The sequence below is a fragment of the Pseudomonas asplenii genome, assembly GCF_900105475.1.
GTDB lineage: Bacteria > Pseudomonadota > Gammaproteobacteria > Pseudomonadales > Pseudomonadaceae > Aquipseudomonas > Aquipseudomonas asplenii.
Window position 1 is genome coordinate 1236165 of sequence record NZ_LT629777.1, and the last position, 17185, is coordinate 1253349.

The 17185-nt window shown below is 62.2% G+C and carries 19 protein-coding genes; 8 read left to right on the top strand and 11 right to left on the bottom strand.

What is annotated here, in order from left to right; all coding sequences use genetic code 11:
• Positions 1–74 precede the first annotated feature (74 nt).
• Positions 75–524 (bottom strand): hypothetical protein, encoded by a 450-nt coding sequence (locus tag BLU37_RS05570; RefSeq protein WP_090203004.1) that lies wholly within the window; start codon positions 522–524, stop codon positions 75–77.
• On the opposite strand from BLU37_RS05570, the gene BLU37_RS05575 reads away from it, so the two are divergent.
• Positions 523–978: a tRNA (cytidine(34)-2'-O)-methyltransferase gene (locus tag BLU37_RS05575; RefSeq protein WP_010453509.1), complete on the top strand. Its 456-nt coding sequence runs from the start codon at positions 523–525 to the stop codon at positions 976–978. The genes BLU37_RS05570 and BLU37_RS05575 overlap by 2 nt on opposite strands.
• Positions 979–1053: 75 nt before the next feature.
• Here the strand turns inward: BLU37_RS05575 and secB are convergent, their stop codons facing one another.
• Genes secB through BLU37_RS05590 form a run of 3 tightly spaced genes read right to left on the bottom strand, consistent with a single transcriptional unit; the run spans position 1054 to position 2248 of the window.
• Positions 1054–1536, bottom strand: coding sequence for a protein-export chaperone SecB (secB, locus tag BLU37_RS05580; RefSeq protein WP_010453507.1), 483 nt, complete (start codon positions 1534–1536; stop codon positions 1054–1056).
• 42 nt (positions 1537–1578) lie between these two features.
• Entirely contained in the window at positions 1579–1833 is a 255-nt protein-coding gene (grxC, locus tag BLU37_RS05585) for a glutaredoxin 3 (protein ID WP_010453505.1), read from the bottom strand.
• Between the two features lies 1 nt (position 1834).
• Complete coding sequence (locus tag BLU37_RS05590; protein WP_010453503.1) at positions 1835–2248, bottom strand: rhodanese-like domain-containing protein; 414 nt, start codon at positions 2246–2248, stop codon at positions 1835–1837.
• 147 nt (positions 2249–2395) lie between these two features.
• Between BLU37_RS05590 and gpmI the strand changes: the two genes are divergently transcribed.
• The 4 genes from gpmI to BLU37_RS05610 all read left to right on the top strand — a co-directional run bounded on the left by gpmI (position 2396) and on the right by BLU37_RS05610 (position 7501).
• On the top strand, positions 2396–3931 hold the full coding sequence (gene gpmI, locus BLU37_RS05595) for a 2,3-bisphosphoglycerate-independent phosphoglycerate mutase (protein WP_010453500.1): 1536 nt from the start codon (positions 2396–2398) through the stop codon (positions 3929–3931).
• A 139-nt stretch (positions 3932–4070) separates the two neighbouring features.
• Entirely contained in the window at positions 4071–5366 is a 1296-nt protein-coding gene (locus tag BLU37_RS05600) for a murein hydrolase activator EnvC family protein (RefSeq protein WP_090203007.1), read from the top strand.
• Between the two features lie 31 nt (positions 5367–5397).
• Complete coding sequence (locus BLU37_RS05605; RefSeq protein ID WP_010453497.1) at positions 5398–6720, top strand: S41 family peptidase; 1323 nt, start codon at positions 5398–5400, stop codon at positions 6718–6720.
• Position 6721: 1 nt separating this feature from the next.
• Complete coding sequence (locus tag BLU37_RS05610; RefSeq protein WP_090203009.1) at positions 6722–7501, top strand: divergent polysaccharide deacetylase family protein; 780 nt, start codon at positions 6722–6724, stop codon at positions 7499–7501.
• 29 nt (positions 7502–7530) lie between these two features.
• On the opposite strand, the gene BLU37_RS05615 is transcribed toward BLU37_RS05610, so the two are convergent.
• The 7 genes from BLU37_RS05615 to BLU37_RS05645 all read right to left on the bottom strand — a co-directional run bounded on the left by BLU37_RS05615 (position 7531) and on the right by BLU37_RS05645 (position 13205).
• A complete protein-coding gene (locus BLU37_RS05615) occupies positions 7531–8286 on the bottom strand; it encodes a substrate-binding periplasmic protein (protein WP_090203012.1) in 756 nt (251 codons plus the stop codon).
• A gap of 71 nt (positions 8287–8357) precedes the next feature.
• Entirely contained in the window at positions 8358–9128 is a 771-nt protein-coding gene (gene hisF, locus BLU37_RS05620; protein WP_090203015.1) for an imidazole glycerol phosphate synthase subunit HisF, read from the bottom strand.
• 9 nt (positions 9129–9137) lie between these two features.
• Positions 9138–9875, bottom strand: a complete 738-nt coding sequence (hisA, locus tag BLU37_RS05625; protein WP_010453488.1) for a 1-(5-phosphoribosyl)-5-[(5-phosphoribosylamino)methylideneamino]imidazole-4-carboxamide isomerase — start codon at positions 9873–9875, stop codon at positions 9138–9140.
• Between the two features lie 41 nt (positions 9876–9916).
• The gene (locus BLU37_RS05630) at positions 9917–10177 is read right to left on the bottom strand and encodes a DUF2164 domain-containing protein (protein ID WP_010453485.1); all 261 of its coding nucleotides are present in this window, start codon (positions 10175–10177) and stop codon (positions 9917–9919) included.
• On the bottom strand, positions 10177–10815 hold the full coding sequence (hisH, locus tag BLU37_RS05635) for an imidazole glycerol phosphate synthase subunit HisH (protein ID WP_029533460.1): 639 nt from the start codon (positions 10813–10815) through the stop codon (positions 10177–10179). Before hisH ends, BLU37_RS05630 begins: the two co-directional genes overlap by 1 nt.
• Positions 10815–11408 (bottom strand): imidazoleglycerol-phosphate dehydratase HisB, encoded by a 594-nt coding sequence (hisB, locus tag BLU37_RS05640; RefSeq protein ID WP_010453482.1) that lies wholly within the window; start codon positions 11406–11408, stop codon positions 10815–10817. Before hisB ends, hisH begins: the two co-directional genes overlap by 1 nt.
• 135 nt (positions 11409–11543) lie before the next feature.
• Positions 11544–13205 carry an OFA family MFS transporter gene (locus BLU37_RS05645; RefSeq protein WP_019360408.1) on the bottom strand — a complete coding sequence of 554 codons (1662 nt, stop codon included), beginning with the start codon at positions 13203–13205 and terminating at the stop codon, positions 11544–11546.
• Positions 13206–13576: 371 nt separating this feature from the next.
• On the opposite strand from BLU37_RS05645, the gene BLU37_RS05650 reads away from it, so the two are divergent.
• From BLU37_RS05650 to BLU37_RS05660, 3 genes are read left to right on the top strand one after another with little or no spacing between them, the layout of a single operon-like run.
• Positions 13577–15799, top strand: a complete 2223-nt coding sequence (locus BLU37_RS05650) for an AsmA family protein (protein WP_090203018.1) — start codon at positions 13577–13579, stop codon at positions 15797–15799.
• Positions 15796–16863 carry an A/G-specific adenine glycosylase gene (mutY, locus tag BLU37_RS05655; protein ID WP_029530658.1) on the top strand — a complete coding sequence of 356 codons (1068 nt, stop codon included), beginning with the start codon at positions 15796–15798 and terminating at the stop codon, positions 16861–16863. Before BLU37_RS05650 ends, mutY begins: the two co-directional genes overlap by 4 nt.
• Entirely contained in the window at positions 16860–17132 is a 273-nt protein-coding gene (locus BLU37_RS05660) for an oxidative damage protection protein (RefSeq protein ID WP_010453472.1), read from the top strand. The genes mutY and BLU37_RS05660 overlap by 4 nt, the downstream gene beginning before the upstream one ends.
• The last annotated feature ends 53 nt before the right edge of the window (positions 17133–17185 follow it).

The following is a 17185-nucleotide window of genomic DNA, read 5'->3' on the forward strand; positions in this document are numbered from 1 at the left end:
TTCGCAGCGCCCAGCGCGACGCGTCCCGAACCGTTCAGGGAGCTTTGGTACAGGCAGGCCGGAGATTCCCTCTTTTATTCCTCACGGAGATTGATCGCCAATCTCCAGCGCCCATCGACCTTGGCTCCGGCCCAATTGCCCTGCAAGGGCCGTGCGGCCACCACCGTCAACAACACCCCCTTGTCGGTCAGGCGCAAGCGCCAGTTGGCGTCCTTGCCGGCAATCTTCAGGCGACCGCCCTGAGCCCCCTGGGCCTTGCCTTCGGTATCGAACAACAGCGCCACGGTGCCATCCACCTGTTCGCCATGCACCTTCGGCTCGCTGGTAAACCACACCACCAAGCGATCGTCCGCCGCGTCGACCTGCTGCAACTGCGCCGGTTCGGGATTGGTCAGGCGGCCGATCATCAACCCCACCATCACCCCGAAAATCGCCAGGGACCCCATCACCCGCAGCATTAGCTTCGGCCGCGAGCCCTCTTCGGGGGTAGAATGCTGTCCATCTTCATCTTCGGAGCCGTGCATGTTTCACGTCATCCTTTTCCAACCAGAAATTCCGCCGAATACCGGCAACGTTATCAGGCTATGCGCCAATAGCGGCTGCCATCTGCATTTGATCGAACCCATCGGGTTTGAAATGGATGACAAGCGCCTGCGTCGGGCCGGCCTGGACTACCACGAATATGCCACGCTCAAGGTTCACCCGGACCTGGCCAGTTGCCTGGAAAGCCTCGGACACCCACGACTGTTCGCCTTCACCACCAAGGGCTCGCGGTTGTTCCACGATGCCCGCTTCGCCGAGGGCGACGCCTTTCTCTTCGGTCCGGAAAGCCGTGGCCTGCCTGCCGAAGTGCTCGACAGCCTGCCTGGCGATCAACGCCTGCGGCTGCCGATGCGCGAAGGCTGTCGCAGCCTGAACCTGTCCAATACCGTGGCCGTGGCGGTCTACGAGGGTTGGCGCCAACTGGGCTTTGCCTGAGCGGTATAAAAAAAGCGCCTTCAGGCGCTTTTTTCATGTGTATCGAGCACACATCCAAGCCGGCTCCTACAGTCCTTACTGGACAGTCGGCGAACCTTCCTGCTGCAGACGCTGCAGTTCCTGCGCATACAGGGCATCGAAGTTCACCGGAGCCAGCATCAGCGCCGGGAACGAACCACGGGTCACCAGGCTGTCCAGGGCTTCGCGAGCGTACGGGAACAGGATGTTCGGGCAGAACGCGCCCAGAGTGTGGTTCATCGACGCCGGGTCAAGGTTCTTGATCAGGAAGATACCCGCCTGCTGGACTTCAGCAATGAAGGCAACTTCTTCACCATTCTTGACGGTAACCGAGAGCGTCAGCACCACTTCGTGGAAGTCGTCTTCCAGGGCTTTCTGCCGGGTGTTCAGATCCAGGCCGACACTCGGCTCCCACTGCTGGCGGAAGATCGCCGGGCTCTTCGGCGCTTCGAAGGACAGGTCACGCACGTAGATGCGCTGCAGGGAGAATTGCGGTTGGCTTTCTTCGTCAGCGGCAGCAGTGTTCTGTTGGTCAGTCATGGCAGATCCTTCTTGATCTAGAGGTCTTTAAGGGGTTCAGAGTCAGACGTTGAGCAATGCGTCGAGTTTACCGCCGCGCTCGAGAGCGAACAGGTCGTCGCAACCACCGATATGCTGGTTGCCGATCCAGATCTGCGGCACGGACGTACGCCCGGCCTTGTGCGCCATTTCGGCACGCAACTGCGGTTTGCCATCGACCTTGATCTCTTCGAAGGCAACCTGCTTGCTCGCCAGCAGTTGCTTGGCGCGCGAGCAATAAGGGCAATAATCGCTGGAGTAGACGACAACCTGGGTCATATCACTTCACCAATGGCAGATTGTCGGCTTTCCAGCTGGAAATGCCGCCGGACAGCTTGGCTGCGGTAAAACCGGACTTGAGCAGTTCGCGGGCGTGAGTCCCCGAATGCTGGCCCTGGGCGTCGACTAGAATCAGGGTCTTGGCCTTGTACTTTTCCAATTCACCGACGCGCGCCATCAGCTTGTCCTGGGGAATGTTCAGCGCACCGACGATATGGCCGGCAGCAAAATCCTTGCTAGGGCGCAGGTCGATCACCACGGCCTGGTCCTTGTTGACCAGCGCGGTCAGCTGGCCGGTACTGAGGCTTGCGCCGCCACGGCTCATTTCATGGGCGATCAGCAGGGCCAGCAGCAGTACGAAGGCACCGGTCAGCAGGTAGTGGTTAGTGGCAAATGCAATCAGGTGATCGACCATCAGGAGGTTCCAGGGCGTTAAAATGTCGGCCAGTATACACAGCCGTCAAGGTCGGCCAAACCCCGCCTGGCGGTGACTACGTTTGAACTTGCCTTTAAACTGCGACTCTTTTTCCATGTTCTTTCAATCCAGCCGCGAGTGGGATCTATGACTGCCACGCCTAAACCTTTGGTCCTGATCATCCTGGATGGCTTCGGTCACAGTGAGAGCCAGGACTACAACGCTGTCTACTCGGCGAAGAAACCGGTACTCGATCGACTCACCGCGAGCATGCCCAACGGCCTGATCTCGGGCTCCGGCATGGATGTCGGCCTGCCGGACGGGCAAATGGGCAACTCGGAAGTCGGCCACATGAACCTCGGCGCCGGCCGGGTGGTGTACCAGGATTTCACTCGCGTCACCAAGGCCATCCGTGACGGCGAGTTCTTCGACAACCCAACCATCGGCAAGGCCGTGGACCAGGCCGTGGCCGCCGACAAGGCCGTGCACATTCTAGGCCTGCTGTCCGATGGCGGCGTACACAGCCACCAGGACCACCTGGTCGCCATGGCCGAACTGGCGTTCAAGCGCGGCGCGCAGAAGATCTACCTGCACGCCTTCCTCGACGGTCGCGACACGCCGCCCAAGAGCGCCCAGTCGTCCATCGAGCTGCTGGATGAAACTTTCCGCACCCTGGGCAAGGGCCGCATCGCCAGCCTGATCGGCCGCTACTTCGCCATGGACCGCGACAACCGCTGGGACCGCGTCGCACAGGCCTACAACCTGATCGTCGACGGCCAGGCCGAATTCCAGTCCGCCACCGCCCAGGAAGGCCTGCAGGCCGCCTACGAGCGCGGCGAAAGCGACGAATTCGTCAAAGCCACGTGCATTGGCGAGCCCGTGCGGGTCGAGGACGGCGACGCCGTGGTCTTCATGAACTTCCGCGCCGACCGCGCCCGCGAGCTGACCCGCGTGTTCGTCGAAGACGACTTCAAGGACTTCGAGCGCGCCCGTCAGCCCAAGCTGGCCGGCTTCGTCATGCTCACCCAGTACGCCGCAAGCATTCCTGCGCCCTCGGCTTTCGCGCCGGGCAGCCTGGAGAACGTGCTCGGCGACTACCTGGCGAAAAACGGCAAGACCCAGTTGCGTATCGCCGAGACTGAAAAGTACGCCCACGTGACCTTCTTCTTCTCCGGCGGTCGCGAAGAGCCGTTCCCGGGCGAGGAACGCATCCTGATCCCGTCGCCGAAAGTCGCCACCTACGACCTGCAACCGGAGATGAGCGCCCCGGAAGTCACCGACCGGATCGTCGATGCCATCGAAAACCAACGTTATGACGTGATCGTGGTCAACTACGCCAACGGCGACATGGTCGGCCACAGCGGCGTATTCGAGGCGGCCGTCAAGGCCGTGGAATGCCTGGATTTGTGCGTAGGACGAATCGTCGATGCCCTGGAAAAGGTCGGCGGCGAAGCGCTGATCACCGCCGACCACGGCAACGTCGAACAGATGGAAGACGAGAGTACCGGCCAGGCCCACACCGCCCACACCACCGAGCCGGTGCCGTTCATCTACGTCGGCAAACGTGACCTGAAGGTCCGTGAAGGCGGCGTGCTGGCGGATGTCGCACCGACCATGCTCAAGCTTCTGGGCCTTAAACAGCCCGAAGAGATGACCGGTACTTCGATCCTGACGGACCGTTAAAAGCTGAAAATCCGGCCGACAGCGTGCTGTCGGCCTACCTCTTTATCGGAAACGCCTGAAAGCAACCGCTTTTGGACGTTTTTTTTGCAACGCGTGGCGGGCATACTAGGCCGTCTCGTTTCCAGGTGTCGCCCGCCCCATGCTTCGCGCCCTTATCGCCCTAGCCCTGATCTGCCTGCTCCAACCGGCCTTTGCCGACGAGCGCGCACAAACCCAACAACAGTTGGACGCCACGCGTCAGGACATCGCCGAACTGAAGAAACTCCTGGGCAAGCTGCAGGAAGAAAAATCCGGCGTGCAGAAAGATCTGCGCGGCACAGAAACCGAGATGGGCAAGCTGGAAAAGCAGGTCGATGCACTGCAGAAAGATCTGAAGAAGAGCGAGAGCGAACTGCAGCGGCTCGATGGAGAGAAAAAAAAACTCCAGAGCGCGCGCACTGAACAGCAACGACTGATCGCCATCCAGGCCCGCGCCGCCTACCAGAGCGGCCGCCAGGAATACCTCAAGCTGCTGCTCAACCAGCAGAACCCGGAAAAATTCGCCCGCACCCTCACCTATTACGACTACTTGAGCAAGGCCCGCCTGGAGCAGTTGAAGAACTTCAACGAGACCCTGCGCCAGTTGGCCAACGTCGAAAAAGACATCAATCTGCAGCAGGCCCAATTGCTGGTGCAGAAGAGCGATCTCGACAGCCAGCGTGAGGAACTCGACAAGGTCCGCAAGGAGCGCCAGACCGCACTGGCCAAGCTCAACCAGGACGTCAAGGACCGCGACCAGAAGCTCGCCGCCCGCGAGCAGGATCAGGCCGATCTGTCGAAAGTACTGAAAACCATCGAAGAAACCCTGGCCCGTCAGGCCCGTGAGGCGGAGGAAGCGCGTCAGAAAGCGCTGCTCGCCCAGCAGGAAGCGGAAAAAAAGCGTCAGCAGGAAGCCCAGGCACTGGCCGATCGGGGCGACGACAGCCCGCGAAAACCGCAGCATTCGACGCCAGGCCCACTGGTTTCCAGCGCAGGAGAATCATTCGGCGGCCCTTTTTCCGCAGCGCGCGGCAAACTTCCATGGCCTGTTAATGGTCGATTGTTGGCGCGCTTTGGAGAAACCCGTGGTGACGACGTGCGCAGCAAGTGGGACGGTGTGATGATCGGGGCCGCCGCCGGCAGCCAGGTCCATGCCGTACACGGCGGGCGCGTGGTGTTCGCCGACTGGTTGCGCGGTGCCGGCCTGCTGGTGATTCTCGACCACGGCAACGGCTACCTGAGCCTGTATGGCCACAACCAGACCCTGCTTAAATCGGCCGGGGATGTGGTAAAAGCCGGTGAGTCGATCTCTACTGTAGGCAACAGTGGCGGTCAGGAGACACCGGCGTTGTATTTCGCTATACGTCAGCAGGGTCACCCGAGTGATCCGGCCCAATGGTGTCGCGCGCAAGGATAGGCGCCGTACCTTATTTAGGAGTTCGTTCGACATGCTGCATTTGTCCCGCCTCACCTCGTTGGCCCTGACGATCGCCCTTGTGATCGGTGCGCCCCACGCGTTCGCTGCGCAACCCGCTCAGCCCGCCCCGGCCGCCGCTCCTGCGGTTACCGCCAAGGCTCCGCTGCCGCTCGATGAGTTGCGCACCTTCGCCGAGGTCATGGACCGGATCAAGGCCGCCTACGTTGAACCCGTGGACGACAAGACCCTGCTGGAAAACGCCATCAAGGGCATGCTCAGCAACCTTGACCCGCACTCCGCGTACCTGGGGCCGGAAGACTTCGCCCAATTGCAGGAAGACACCAGCGGCGAGTTCGGCGGCCTGGGCATCGAAGTCGGCATGGAAGACAACTTCGTCAAGGTCGTCTCGCCCATCGACGACACCCCCGCTTCCAAGGCTGGCATCGAGGCTGGCGACCTGATCGTCAAGATCAACGGTCAGCCAACCCGTGGCCAGACCATGACCGAAGCCGTCGACAAGATGCGCGGCAAGGTCGGCCAGAAGATCACCCTGACCCTGGTTCGCAACGGCGGCACGCCGTTCGATGTGACCCTGACCCGGGCGATCATCCGCACCAAGAGCGTGCGCAGCCAGATGCTGGAGAACGGCTACGGCTACATCCGCATCACCCAGTTCCAGGTCAAGACCGGCGAAGAGGTCTCCAAGGCCCTGGCCGCGCTGCGCAAGGAAAACGGCAACAAGAAACTCAACGGCATCGTCCTCGACCTGCGCAACAACCCTGGCGGCGTGCTGCAGGCGGCGGTGGAAGTGGTCGACCATTTCATCACCAAGGGCCTGATCGTCTACACCAAGGGTCGCATCGCCAACTCCGAACTGCGCTTCTCGGCCACCGGCCACGACGAAAGCGATGCCTCGCCGATGGTCGTACTGATCAACGGTGGCAGTGCCTCGGCGTCGGAAATCGTCGCCGGCGCCCTGCAGGACCAGAAACGCGCGGTACTGATGGGCACCACCAGCTTCGGCAAGGGCTCGGTACAGACCGTGTTGCCGCTGAGCAACGACCGCGCGCTGAAACTCACAACGGCGCTGTACTTCACGCCAAACGGCCGCTCGATCCAGGCCCAGGGCATCATCCCGGACATCGAAGTGCGCCAGGCCAAGGTCACCGGTGCCCAGGACGACGAAACCTTCAAGGAAGCCGATCTGCAAGGTCACCTGGGCAACGGCAACGGCGGTGCCGACAAGCCGAGCGTCAAGGCGACCAAGGGCAAGGCGCGTCTGCAGGACGACGACTACCAGTTGGGACAAGCCCTGAGCCTGCTCAAGGGTCTGAGCGTCACGCGCGGCAATTGAGATGCTGCGCTGGACCCTACTGGCGCTGTTCGGTTGCCTGATCGGCGTTGCCCAGGCAACGCCGACGCAAACGCCGGCCCCCGCCAAAGCCTACCTGACACTGATCATCGATGACCTGGGGCAGAATCTGCCCCGGGATCGTCGTGTGCTCGCCTTGCCCGGACCGATCACGCCCTCGATCATGCCCGATACGCCCCACGCTGCCGAACTGGCTCGCGAGGCGCACCAGGCCGGCAAGATCGTCATGCTGCACATGCCGATGGACCCGGCAACCGGACCGTTCGCCTGGCACCCCGACCTGCCCCTGGAAGAACTGCAGAAGCGCCTGGCGGCCGCCTTCGAGGCCGTGCCCTATACCAGCGGCATCAACAACCACGAAGGCAGCCGCATGACTGCGGAGCCGGCGGCCATGGCCTGGTTGATGGGCGAGTTGCAACGGCGCAACAAATTCTTCGTCGACAGCCGCACCAGCGCCAAGACGGTCGCGGCATCCGAAGCGCAGAAAATCGGCCTGGCCAGCGTGTCGCGGGATGTTTTTCTGGATAATGAACGCACGGAGACGGCGATCACTGCCCAGTTGCAGACCGCGATCAGGCTGGCACGCAAGCAGGGCACGGCGGTGGTCATCGGCCATCCGTACCCGCAGACGCTGGCAGTGCTGGAACGCGAACTGCCCAGGCTCAAGGAGCAGGGGATCGAGTGGATCGACATCCGCTCGATGATTGCCCTGCGGGGTAATCAGGCCACTTCAGGGCATGGCAAAGACGGGGTTTATCGCTGAGTGGCAGAGAGTGAACCCTGTGCTGGGGTCTACAGGTAACGCGCCATGATCTCGTCGATCTTGCCTTCCTTGCGCAACTGATCCAGCGCCGCCTGCAACCGGGCGACCACCGCGTCCGGCACTTCCTTGTTCAAGGCCAGGTACAACTCGGCGCTGTTGAAGCGCAGCACGGTCTTGAGCCCGGTGATACCCTCCTGGCGCGCCAGGAAGCGTCCGGCCGGATCACCGGTGGCCCACAGGTCGATCTTTCCATCCACCAGCTTCCTGGCATTGTCCTGGTCTCGCAGCACCAGCACCGGCTGCAGCCCCTGGCGGGCCAGACTCTGCGCGATGGCATCGCCCTTGTAGGCGCCCACCTTGTACTTGCGCGCCTGCACCAGGGCCGTCAGCGCCAACTGACTGTCGGCCCGGGCAAGCATCACCCAGTCATCGGGGCCGATCGGGCCGACCCATTTGAACAGGGTTTCACGCTCCGGCAGGCGCGCCATCACGAACACGCCGTAACCAGGGTTTTCCAGGGCGAGCTTGTAGACCCGCTCCCAGGGGAACCGCAGAGTCAGGCTGTATCGGATATCGGCACGCTTGAAGGTTTCGCGGACGATATCCACGGCGATGCCTTCGATATTCTCGTCCTGGGCGAAGTTCTTGCCGTTCTTCGCCATGTTGTAGGGCGGGAAGTTCTCGGTCAGCAGGACCAACGAAGTACCGGCACCTTCCTGCGCGAAAGCGGCGCCGGTCAGCAGCAGTGAGGTGCTGGCGACGGCCAGGAGAAGACGTTTGAGCATGCTGTAATACCAAAGTCCATGGCGTGCCCAAGAGTGGCCTGGGCTCGCCATGCTGTCCAGTGGTCCCGGGTTCAGCGGACCACGATACCGTGTTGCGCCATGTAGGCCTTGGCTTCGGGCACGGTGTACTCGCCGAAGTGGAAGATACTCGCCGCCAGTACCGCGCTGGCATGGCCTTCGAGGATGCCGTCGGCCAGATGCTGGAGGTTGCCGACGCCGCCGGAGGCGATCACCGGAATGCCCAGGGCATCGCTGATGGCGCGGGTCACGCCCAGGTCGAAACCGCTTTTCATGCCGTCCTGGTCCATGCTGGTGAGCAGGATCTCACCGGCGCCCAGGCCTTCCATCTTCTTCGCCCACTCCACCGCGTCCAGCCCGGTGGGCTTGCGACCGCCGTGGGTGAAAATCTCCCAGCGCGGGGTTTCGCCCGGCAACGAGACCTTCTTGGCGTCGATGGCAACGACGATGCACTGCGAGCCGAAGCGGTCAGCCGCCTCACCGACAAACTCGGGATTGAACACCGCTGCGGTGTTGATCGAGACCTTGTCGGCACCAGCGTTGAGCAGGTTGCGGATATCCTGCACGGTACGCACGCCGCCGCCCACGGTCAGCGGAATGAACACCTGGCTGGCCATGCGCTCGACCGTGTGCAGCGTGGTGTCACGGCCATCGACGCTGGCGGTGATGTCGAGGAAGGTGATCTCGTCCGCGCCCTGTTCGTCGTAACGACGAGCGATTTCCACCGGGTCACCGGCATCGCGGATGTTCTCGAACTTGACGCCCTTGACCACGCGACCGTTGTCGACGTCCAGGCAAGGGATGATGCGTTTGGCCAGCGCCATGGTCAGTCCTCAGCCTGTGTAGGAATCGCAGAAGGCTTGCGCCTCGGCGACATCGAGAGTGCCTTCGTAGATCGCCCGGCCGGTGATTGCACCGATGATGCCCGGGGCCTTGGCGTCCAGCAGGGTCTTGATATCGCCCAGGTTGTGGATACCGCCGGAAGCGATCACCGGGATCTTCGTCGCGGCGGCCAGGGCGGCGGTGAAGGGCACGTTGCAGCCCTGCATCATGCCGTCCTTGGCGATGTCGGTGTAGACGATCGCAGACACGCCATCGGCTTCGAAACGCTTGGCCAGGTCGATCACCTGCACCGAGCTGACTTCAGCCCAGCCATCGGTGGCGACAAAACCGTCCTTGGCATCCAGGCCAACGATCACCTTGCCGGGGAACGCACGGCAGGCTTCGGCGACGAACTCGGGCTGCTTGACCGCCTTGGTGCCGATGATCACGTAGCTCACGCCGGCCTTCACGTAGTGCTCGATGGTCTCCAGCGAGCGGATGCCGCCGCCGATCTGGATCGGCAGGTTCGGATAGCGTCTGGCGATGGCGGTGACCACCTCGCCATTGACCGGCTGGCCTTCGAAGGCGCCGTTCAGATCGACCAGATGCAGACGACGGCAACCGCCCTCCACCCACTTGGCAGCCATGCTCACCGGGTCATCGGAGAACACCGTGGAATCTTCCATGCGGCCCTGGCGCAGACGTACGCAGGCACCGTCTTTGAGATCGATAGCGGGGATAATCAGCATCTGGAAAACCTTAAAGTCGTTTTTTCAGCTTCACTCGGAAATCAGTTTTTCTCGAGCGCCCACAAGTCGCTTTCGATGCTCTCGAACCTTTCCTTAAGGTGCGTCTGCACATCGAAAATCGCCCTGTTGTAATAGTGCGGAGCAATTTCGCGGGTAAACAGATCAAGGATTTCTGCCGCTTCGAACGAACCCAGTGCCAGTTCGAAACGGTCCTCCATGAAACGCTTGATCTTGTGGCAAGCCTCGCTCTCCTCCTGGGGAGAAAGCGTCAGGAGCGGCGGCTTGCCCTTCTTCGCGGCCACTACCAGCGCCCGTCCCAGGCGACGAAATTCTGCAGCAGCTGCAGGCCGTGGGTATGGCTCTTCTCCGGGTGGAACTGCACGGCGAAACGCGAACCCTCGGCCAGCGCCGCAGCGAAGTCGACGCCGTAGTGACCGCTGCCAACCACCTGCCGAGGATTACCGGCGGCGATGTAGTAGCTGTGCACGAAATAGAACCGCGCCAGGTCCGGGATGTTGTGCCACAGGGGATGGTCCACCGCCTGTTTCACTTCGTTCCAGCCCATGTGCGGGACCTTCAGGTGCGCGCCATCTTCCTGCAGGTCCTTGCCGAAGAACTTCACCTGGCCGGGAAACAGGCCGATGCAATCGACCCCACCGTTCTCTTCACTGCGCTCGAGCAAGGCTTGCATGCCCACGCAGATACCGAGGAACGGACGGTCCTGGCTGACCTCGCGCACCAGCGAGTCGAAGCCCAGGCGACGGATCTCCGCCATGCAGTCGCGAATCGCGCCGACACCAGGAAATACCACCCGGTCCGCTTCGCGAATCACGGCAGCGTCGCTGGTGATCATCACCTTGCCGGCCCCCACGTGCTCGAGGGCCTTGCCCACAGAGTGCAGGTTGCCCATGCCGTAGTCGATAACCGCAACTGTCTGCATCAGAGCACGCCCTTGGTGGAAGGCATCTGCCCGGCCATGCGCTCATCCAGCTCGACGGCCATGCGCAGGGCGCGGCCGAAGGCCTTGAAGACGGTCTCGATCTGGTGATGGGTGTTGTGCCCGCGCAGGGTGTCGATGTGCAGGGTGACGTTGGCGTGGTTGACGAAGCCCTGGAAGAATTCCTGGAACAGATCGACGTCGAAACCGCCCACGGTGGCGCGGGTGAACGGCACGTGCATCTGCAGGCCGGGACGGCCGGAGAAGTCGATGACCACGCGCGACAGCGCTTCGTCCAGCGGCACATAGGCATGGCCGTAGCGGCGAATGCCCTTCTTGTCGCCGATGGCCTTGCTGAAAGCCTGGCCGAGGGTGATACCGACGTCTTCCACGGTGTGGTGGTCGTCGATATGCAGGTCGCCCTTGCTTTCGATATCCAGGTCGATCAGCCCGTGACGGGCGATCTGGTCGAGCATGTGTTCAAGAAAAGGCACACCGATATCAAATCGGGCCTTTCCGGTGCCATCCAGGTTGATCGAGGCTTTGATCTGGGTTTCCAGAGTGTCGCGCTCGACGGACGCCTTACGTTCGGCCATCACCAGCTCCGCAAAATCATTGGGCGAAAAAGGCGATCATTATAGGCGTGCGCACGGCAAACAGAAACACGGAAGGTGAGTTCCCTGACGGGCTGGAACCAGCACCGTCAGGGCTATACCTGTCAGGACAACCGCTTAGTGGAACAGCACGGCGGTCTTTTGCAGGGTGATCCAGACACCCCAGGCCAGTGGAATGCCCACCGCCAGCCAGGCGGCGATCGCCAGAGGCTTGCTGCCCGGCGCGGCTTTCCACTCCAGCACGGTGCTGCCGTCCGCGCCCTTGTCATGACCCAGCGCCTGCTCGGCAGCCAGTTCGGCATCGGTCATGAAGTACTTGTCGGCCACCGGACGCACCAGCAGGTTGCAGATGAAACCCAGCACCAGCAGGCCAGCGAGGATGTACAAGGTGATGTCGTAGGCAGCCGCGCGCGGCACACCAATGCTCAGCTGGTACTCGCGCAGGTAGTTCACCAACACCGGGCCGAGCACGCCAGCAGCGGCCCAGGCGGTCAGCAGACGACCGTGGATCGCACCGACCATCTGGGTGCCGAACAGGTCCGCCAGGTAGGCTGGAACCGTGGCGAAACCACCGCCGTACATCGACAGCACCACACAGAACGCAGCCACGAACAGCGCGACGTTGCCCAGGTGACCGAGGCTCGGGACCGACGCATAGAGCGCGAAGCCCAGGGCGAAGAACACGAAGTAGGTCGCCTTGCGGCCGATGTAGTCCGAGAACGAGGCCCAGAAGAACCGGCCACCGATGTTGAACAGGCTCAACAGGCCGGTGAAACCGGCGGCGATCGCGGCGATCTGCGCCAGTTGCGCGGCGTCCAGCTGGCTGAAGGTCAGGTCGTTACCCAGCAGCTTGCCGCCGAACACTTCCTGCAGCAGTGGCGAAGCCATGCCGAGAATGCCGATACCCGCCGATACGTTCAGGCACAGCACCAGCCATACCAGGCGGAATTGCGGGGTTTTCCAGGCCACGTTCACGTGCACGTGACGGTGGGTGATCATCGCGTTACTGGTTTTCTTCACCGGCGCGGTCCAACCCTCGGGCTTCCAGCCAGTCGGTGGGACGCGGTAGGCCAATGCCCCACCGATCATGAAGACGAAGTAGATCGCCGCCATCGCGACGAAGCTCTGCCACACACCGACGCTGGTCGGCGAAGCGAAATGGCCCATCAGTGCCGTCGCCAGTGGTGCACCGACCATCGCGCCGCCGCCGAAGCCCATGATCGCCATGCCCGTGGCCATGCCACGCTTGTCCGGGAACCACTTGATCAGGGTCGAGACCGGCGAGATGTAACCCAGCCCCAGCCCGATACCGCCGATCACCCCCGAACCGAGCCACATCAGCCAGATCTGGTGGGTATGAATCCCCAGTGCGGAAATCAGCAGACCGCCGCACCAGCACAGTGCCGAAACCACACCGGCCTTGCGCGGACCGGCATGCTCCAGCCAGCCACCCCAGATTGCCGCAGAGCAGCCCAGGAAGATGAAGAACAGGGTGTAGATCCAGCCGAGCATCGAGATCGGCCAGTCGCATTGCGACGAGAACACCTGTTCGAAAAAGCCGATATCCGGCGCACAGGCCACCGGCGCGGAGATCCCCAGCGCCTTGGACAGCGGCAACCAGAATACCGAGAAGCCATAGGCCATGCCGATGCACAAATGGATGGCCAGGGCAGCCGGTGGAACCAGCCAGCGGTTGAAACCGGGCTTGGCGATGATGCGTTCCTTGGACAGGAACGCAGGCTCGGCGGCAAGGCCGCCGGCCGTGGTGCTAGTGCTCATTGGTGTTTCCCCCATTGGAATTATGGTTCGCCGGACACACTTCATTCCCAACCTTTGTGCACGCAGGCATGGTCGTTTTATTGAATGTAGCTCCGAGACGCGGCAATAGGCCGCAGAAAGACTGGCGAACTGAGAGAGATTACCACTTGCTCGTGACAGATGAAGCAAACTGATATCGTCTTTTGTAATCAAACTGCACCACCGCTCCGCATTCTCCTGGTGAGGGTCGGCCTGCTGGCGATGACATCCGCTTGGGCACGAAGAGGCCCCGGCCTATTCACAATCGCCAACAACCTAGCGCCAACCGACTGCCTTCGTAGCGTTATACTCGCCAGCTCACTTCATATTCGACTGACTACAAGGACTCGCCCATGAAAGCGTTCGGCAAAATCCTGGGTCTGGTGCTTCTCGGGCTGTTGCTGATCATCGTGGCACTGGGCTTCGCCCTCACCCACTGGTTCGATCCCAACGACTACAAGGACGAGATTCGCCAGATGGCCCGCGACAAGGCCCACATCGAGCTGACCCTCAAGGGTGACATTGGCTGGAGCCTGTTTCCCTGGCTGGGTCTTGAGCTGCACGATGCCAGCGTGGCGACCCTGAGCAATCCGACCAAACCATTCGCCGACCTGCAGATGCTCGGTCTGTCGGTTCGCGTGCTGCCCCTGCTGCGTCGCCAGGTACAGATGAGCGACGTGCGCGTCGAAGGCCTGAACCTGATGCTCAACCGCGACAAGGACGGCCATGGCAACTGGGAAGATATCGGCCGGCCGCTGCCAGGCACGACAGCCGCCGGCACCCCGGAACAGGCCGCCGGCACACCACCGGACAGCCGCCCTGCCGAGGCGGAAAAACCTTCGCAGCCTCTGCGCCTGGATATCGACAGCCTGACGGTGAACAACGCCCGGGTCGAATTCAACGATGAAAAGAGTGGGCGCCAGATCACCTCGGAAAGCATCCAGTTGAGCACCGGCCCGGTACACGAAGGCAAGGAAATCGCGGTCAAGCTGACTGCCTTTTTCGGCACCAACCAGCCGGTACTGCGCGCCAGAACCGAACTGGGCGGCAACCTGCGCTTTGATCGCGCCCTCAAACGCTACCAGTTCGAAGACATGCGCCTGACCGGCGAAGCGTCTGGCGATCCGTTGCAGGGCAAGAGCCTGACCTTCTCGGTGCAGGGCCAGTTGCTGATAGACATGGCGGCCAACATCGCCGAATGGACCAGCCTCAAGCTCTCGGCCAACCAGTTGCGGGCCATCGGCGAACTCAAGGCCCGTGACCTCGACAAGACCGCGCAACTCTCCGGCGGCCTGTCGATTGCCCAGTTCGACCTGATGAAGTTCCTCGACAGCATCGGTCAGCCACTGCCACCCGTGTCCGACGGCAGCCTGACCAAGGTCGAGTTGGTGACCCGCTTGAGCGGTACGCCGACCAGCCTGGCACTGAACAACATCAACCTGAAACTCGACGACAGCAGCTTCAGCGGGCGCATTGCCGTCGAAGACTTCGCCAAACAGGCCCTGCGCGTGCAGCTCAAGGGCGACAAGTTCGACGCCGATCGCTACCTGCCGCCCAAGTCGGCCGAGGCCGAAAGCGCCTCGAAAGTGCGCCAGGCCGAAGTCCTGAGCAGCGAAGCGGATGCCGTCGCCGGCACCACGCCGCTGCCTGAGGCCCCCACCCGAGGTGCCTGGAGCAACGACCGGTTGCTGCCGATCGAGCGCCTGCGCAGTCTCGACGTGGACGCCGAACTGGACTTCGATCAGTTGATCCTGAAGAAACTGCCCATCGACAACGCCGCGCTCAAGGCCAATGGTCAAGGCGGCCTGCTGACCCTCGCCAGCCTGCGCGGCAACCTCTACAACGGCAGTTTCGACAGCAAGGGCAGCCTCGACGTGCGCAACGAACAGCCACGCCTGAACCTGCAGACACGGTTGAACAGGGTGCCGGTCGAACGCGTGCTGCAAGCCCAGGGACAGAAATCTCCGGTCACGGGCGCGATCACCCTCGACAGCAACCTGAGCGGCATCGGCAACAGCGAAAAGACCCTGATCGACAGCCTCAACGGCACCGCCAGCTTTGTCCTCAGCAACGGTGTACTACTCAATGCCAACCTGGAGCAGCAGCTCTGCACCGGCATCGCCCTGCTCAACCGCAAGACCCTGAGCAGCGAGCCACGTGGCAAGGACACTCCCTTCCAGGAACTCAAGGGCAGCCTGAGCATTCGCAACGGCGTTGCCAGCAACCCCGACCTGAAAGTGCGTATCCCGGGCCTGGCTGTCAACGGCAACGGCGACATCGACCTGCGTGTGCTGGGCATGGACTATCGCGTCGGTATCACCGTCGAAGGCGACAAGAGTGACATGCCGGACCCGGCCTGCCAGGTGGGTGAGCACTTTGCCGACATCGAATGGCCGCTGCGCTGCCGTGGCCCGCTGGAGCTGGGCGCCAAGGCCTGCCGTATCGACAAGGACGGTCTCGGCCAGGTTGCCGCGCGGGCGGCCGGCAACAAGCTGAGCGAGAAGATCGACGAGAAGCTGGGCGACAAGGTCAGCCCGGAACTGAAAAATGCGCTCAAGGGGCTGTTCAAACGATGAGACCCGAGCAATTTTCAACGGCCGTGCTGGACTGGTACGACCGCCACGGGCGTCACGATCTGCCCTGGCAACAGGACATCAACCCGTATCGGGTATGGGTGTCGGAAATCATGCTGCAGCAGACCCAGGTCAGCACCGTGCTGAACTACTTCGACCGGTTCATGGCCTCGCTGCCAACCGTCGAAGCCCTGGCCGCCGCGCCCGAAGACGAAGTGCTGCACCTGTGGACGGGCCTGGGTTACTACACCCGGGCGCGTAACCTGCAGAAGACCGCGAAGATCGTCGTCGCCGAGCATGGCGGCGAATTCCCGCGGGATGTCGAGAAACTTACCGAGTTGCCAGGTATCGGCCGCTCGACCGCTGGTGCCATCGCCAGTATCAGCATGGGCCTGCGCGCGCCGATCCTCGATGGCAACGTCAAGCGCGTGCTGGCCCGCTATACCGCCCAGGAAGGCTATCCGGGCGAGCCGAAGGTGGCGAAGCAGCTGTGGGCCAACGCAGAGCTGTTCACGCCCAAGACGCGAGTCAATCACTACACCCAGGCGATGATGGACCTCGGTGCGACCCTCTGCACCCGCAGCAAGCCCAGTTGCCTGCTGTGCCCGCTGGAGCGCGGCTGCGAAGCGCACAAGTACAGTCTCGAAACACGCTACCCGATCCCCAAGCCGCGCAAGAGCGTGCCACAGAAGCGCACGTTGATGCCCCTGCTGGCCAACCGCGAAGGCGCCATCCTGCTTTATCGCAGGCCCTCCAGCGGCCTCTGGGGCGGTTTGTGGAGCCTGCCGGAACTCGATGACCTGGACGACCTGCAACACCTGGCCATGCAGCACTCGCTGGAATTGGTCCGGCAGCAGGAACTGCCGGGCCTGACCCACACCTTCAGCCACTTCCAGCTGGCGATCGAACCCTGGCTGGTCCGCGTCGAAGAGTCCGCCCACCACGTGGCCGAGGCCGATTGGCTCTGGTATAACCTCGCCACCCCGCCGCGCCTGGGCCTTGCTGCCCCGGTGAAAAAGCTGCTCAAACGCGCAGCCGACGTTTTGAATGCAGGAGAGTCGTCATGACCCGCACCGTAATGTGCCGCAAGTACCACCAAGAACTGCCAGGCCTGGATCGTCCACCGTATCCGGGCGCAAAGGGCCAGGACATCTTCGAGCACGTCTCCCAGCAAGCCTGGGGCGACTGGCTGAAGCACCAGACCCTGCTGATCAATGAAAAGCGCCTGAACATGATGAATGGCGAAGATCGCAAATACATCCAGGGCGAGATGGACAAGTTCTTTTCCGGTGAGGAATACGCCAAGGCCGAAGGCTACGTTCCACCGACCGAATGATCCCGTGTTTTCGAGGCTTGAGTCGTAAGCGACGGTAATAATTAAAATTTTTT

Bases quoted from the DNA above. Each gene is read 5' to 3' on its own strand.
- BLU37_RS05660 (WP_010453472.1), top strand. From the start codon at position 16,860: ATGACCCGCACCGTAATGTGCCGCAAGTACCACCAAGAACTGCCAGGC.
- gpmI (WP_010453500.1), top strand. From the start codon at position 2,396: ATGACTGCCACGCCTAAACCTTTGGTCCTGATCATCCTGGATGGCTTC.
- hisF (WP_090203015.1), bottom strand. From the start codon at position 9,128: ATGGCGCTGGCCAAACGCATCATCCCTTGCCTGGACGTCGACAACGGT.
- BLU37_RS05575 (WP_010453509.1), top strand. From the start codon at position 523: ATGTTTCACGTCATCCTTTTCCAACCAGAAATTCCGCCGAATACCGGC.
- hisA (WP_010453488.1), bottom strand. From the start codon at position 9,875: ATGCTGATTATCCCCGCTATCGATCTCAAAGACGGTGCCTGCGTACGT.
- BLU37_RS05590 (WP_010453503.1), bottom strand. From the start codon at position 2,248: ATGGTCGATCACCTGATTGCATTTGCCACTAACCACTACCTGCTGACC.
- BLU37_RS05615 (WP_090203012.1), bottom strand. From the start codon at position 8,286: ATGCTCAAACGTCTTCTCCTGGCCGTCGCCAGCACCTCACTGCTGCTG.
- hisB (WP_010453482.1), bottom strand. From the start codon at position 11,408: ATGGCCGAACGTAAGGCGTCCGTCGAGCGCGACACTCTGGAAACCCAG.
- hisH (WP_029533460.1), bottom strand. From the start codon at position 10,815: ATGCAGACAGTTGCGGTTATCGACTACGGCATGGGCAACCTGCACTCT.
- BLU37_RS05600 (WP_090203007.1), top strand. From the start codon at position 4,071: ATGCTTCGCGCCCTTATCGCCCTAGCCCTGATCTGCCTGCTCCAACCG.
- BLU37_RS05645 (WP_019360408.1), bottom strand. From the start codon at position 13,205: ATGAGCACTAGCACCACGGCCGGCGGCCTTGCCGCCGAGCCTGCGTTC.
- secB (WP_010453507.1), bottom strand. From the start codon at position 1,536: ATGACTGACCAACAGAACACTGCTGCCGCTGACGAAGAAAGCCAACCG.
- grxC (WP_010453505.1), bottom strand. From the start codon at position 1,833: ATGACCCAGGTTGTCGTCTACTCCAGCGATTATTGCCCTTATTGCTCG.
- BLU37_RS05605 (WP_010453497.1), top strand. From the start codon at position 5,398: ATGCTGCATTTGTCCCGCCTCACCTCGTTGGCCCTGACGATCGCCCTT.
- BLU37_RS05650 (WP_090203018.1), top strand. From the start codon at position 13,577: ATGAAAGCGTTCGGCAAAATCCTGGGTCTGGTGCTTCTCGGGCTGTTG.
- mutY (WP_029530658.1), top strand. From the start codon at position 15,796: ATGAGACCCGAGCAATTTTCAACGGCCGTGCTGGACTGGTACGACCGC.
- BLU37_RS05570 (WP_090203004.1), bottom strand. From the start codon at position 524: ATGCACGGCTCCGAAGATGAAGATGGACAGCATTCTACCCCCGAAGAG.
- BLU37_RS05610 (WP_090203009.1), top strand. From the start codon at position 6,722: ATGCTGCGCTGGACCCTACTGGCGCTGTTCGGTTGCCTGATCGGCGTT.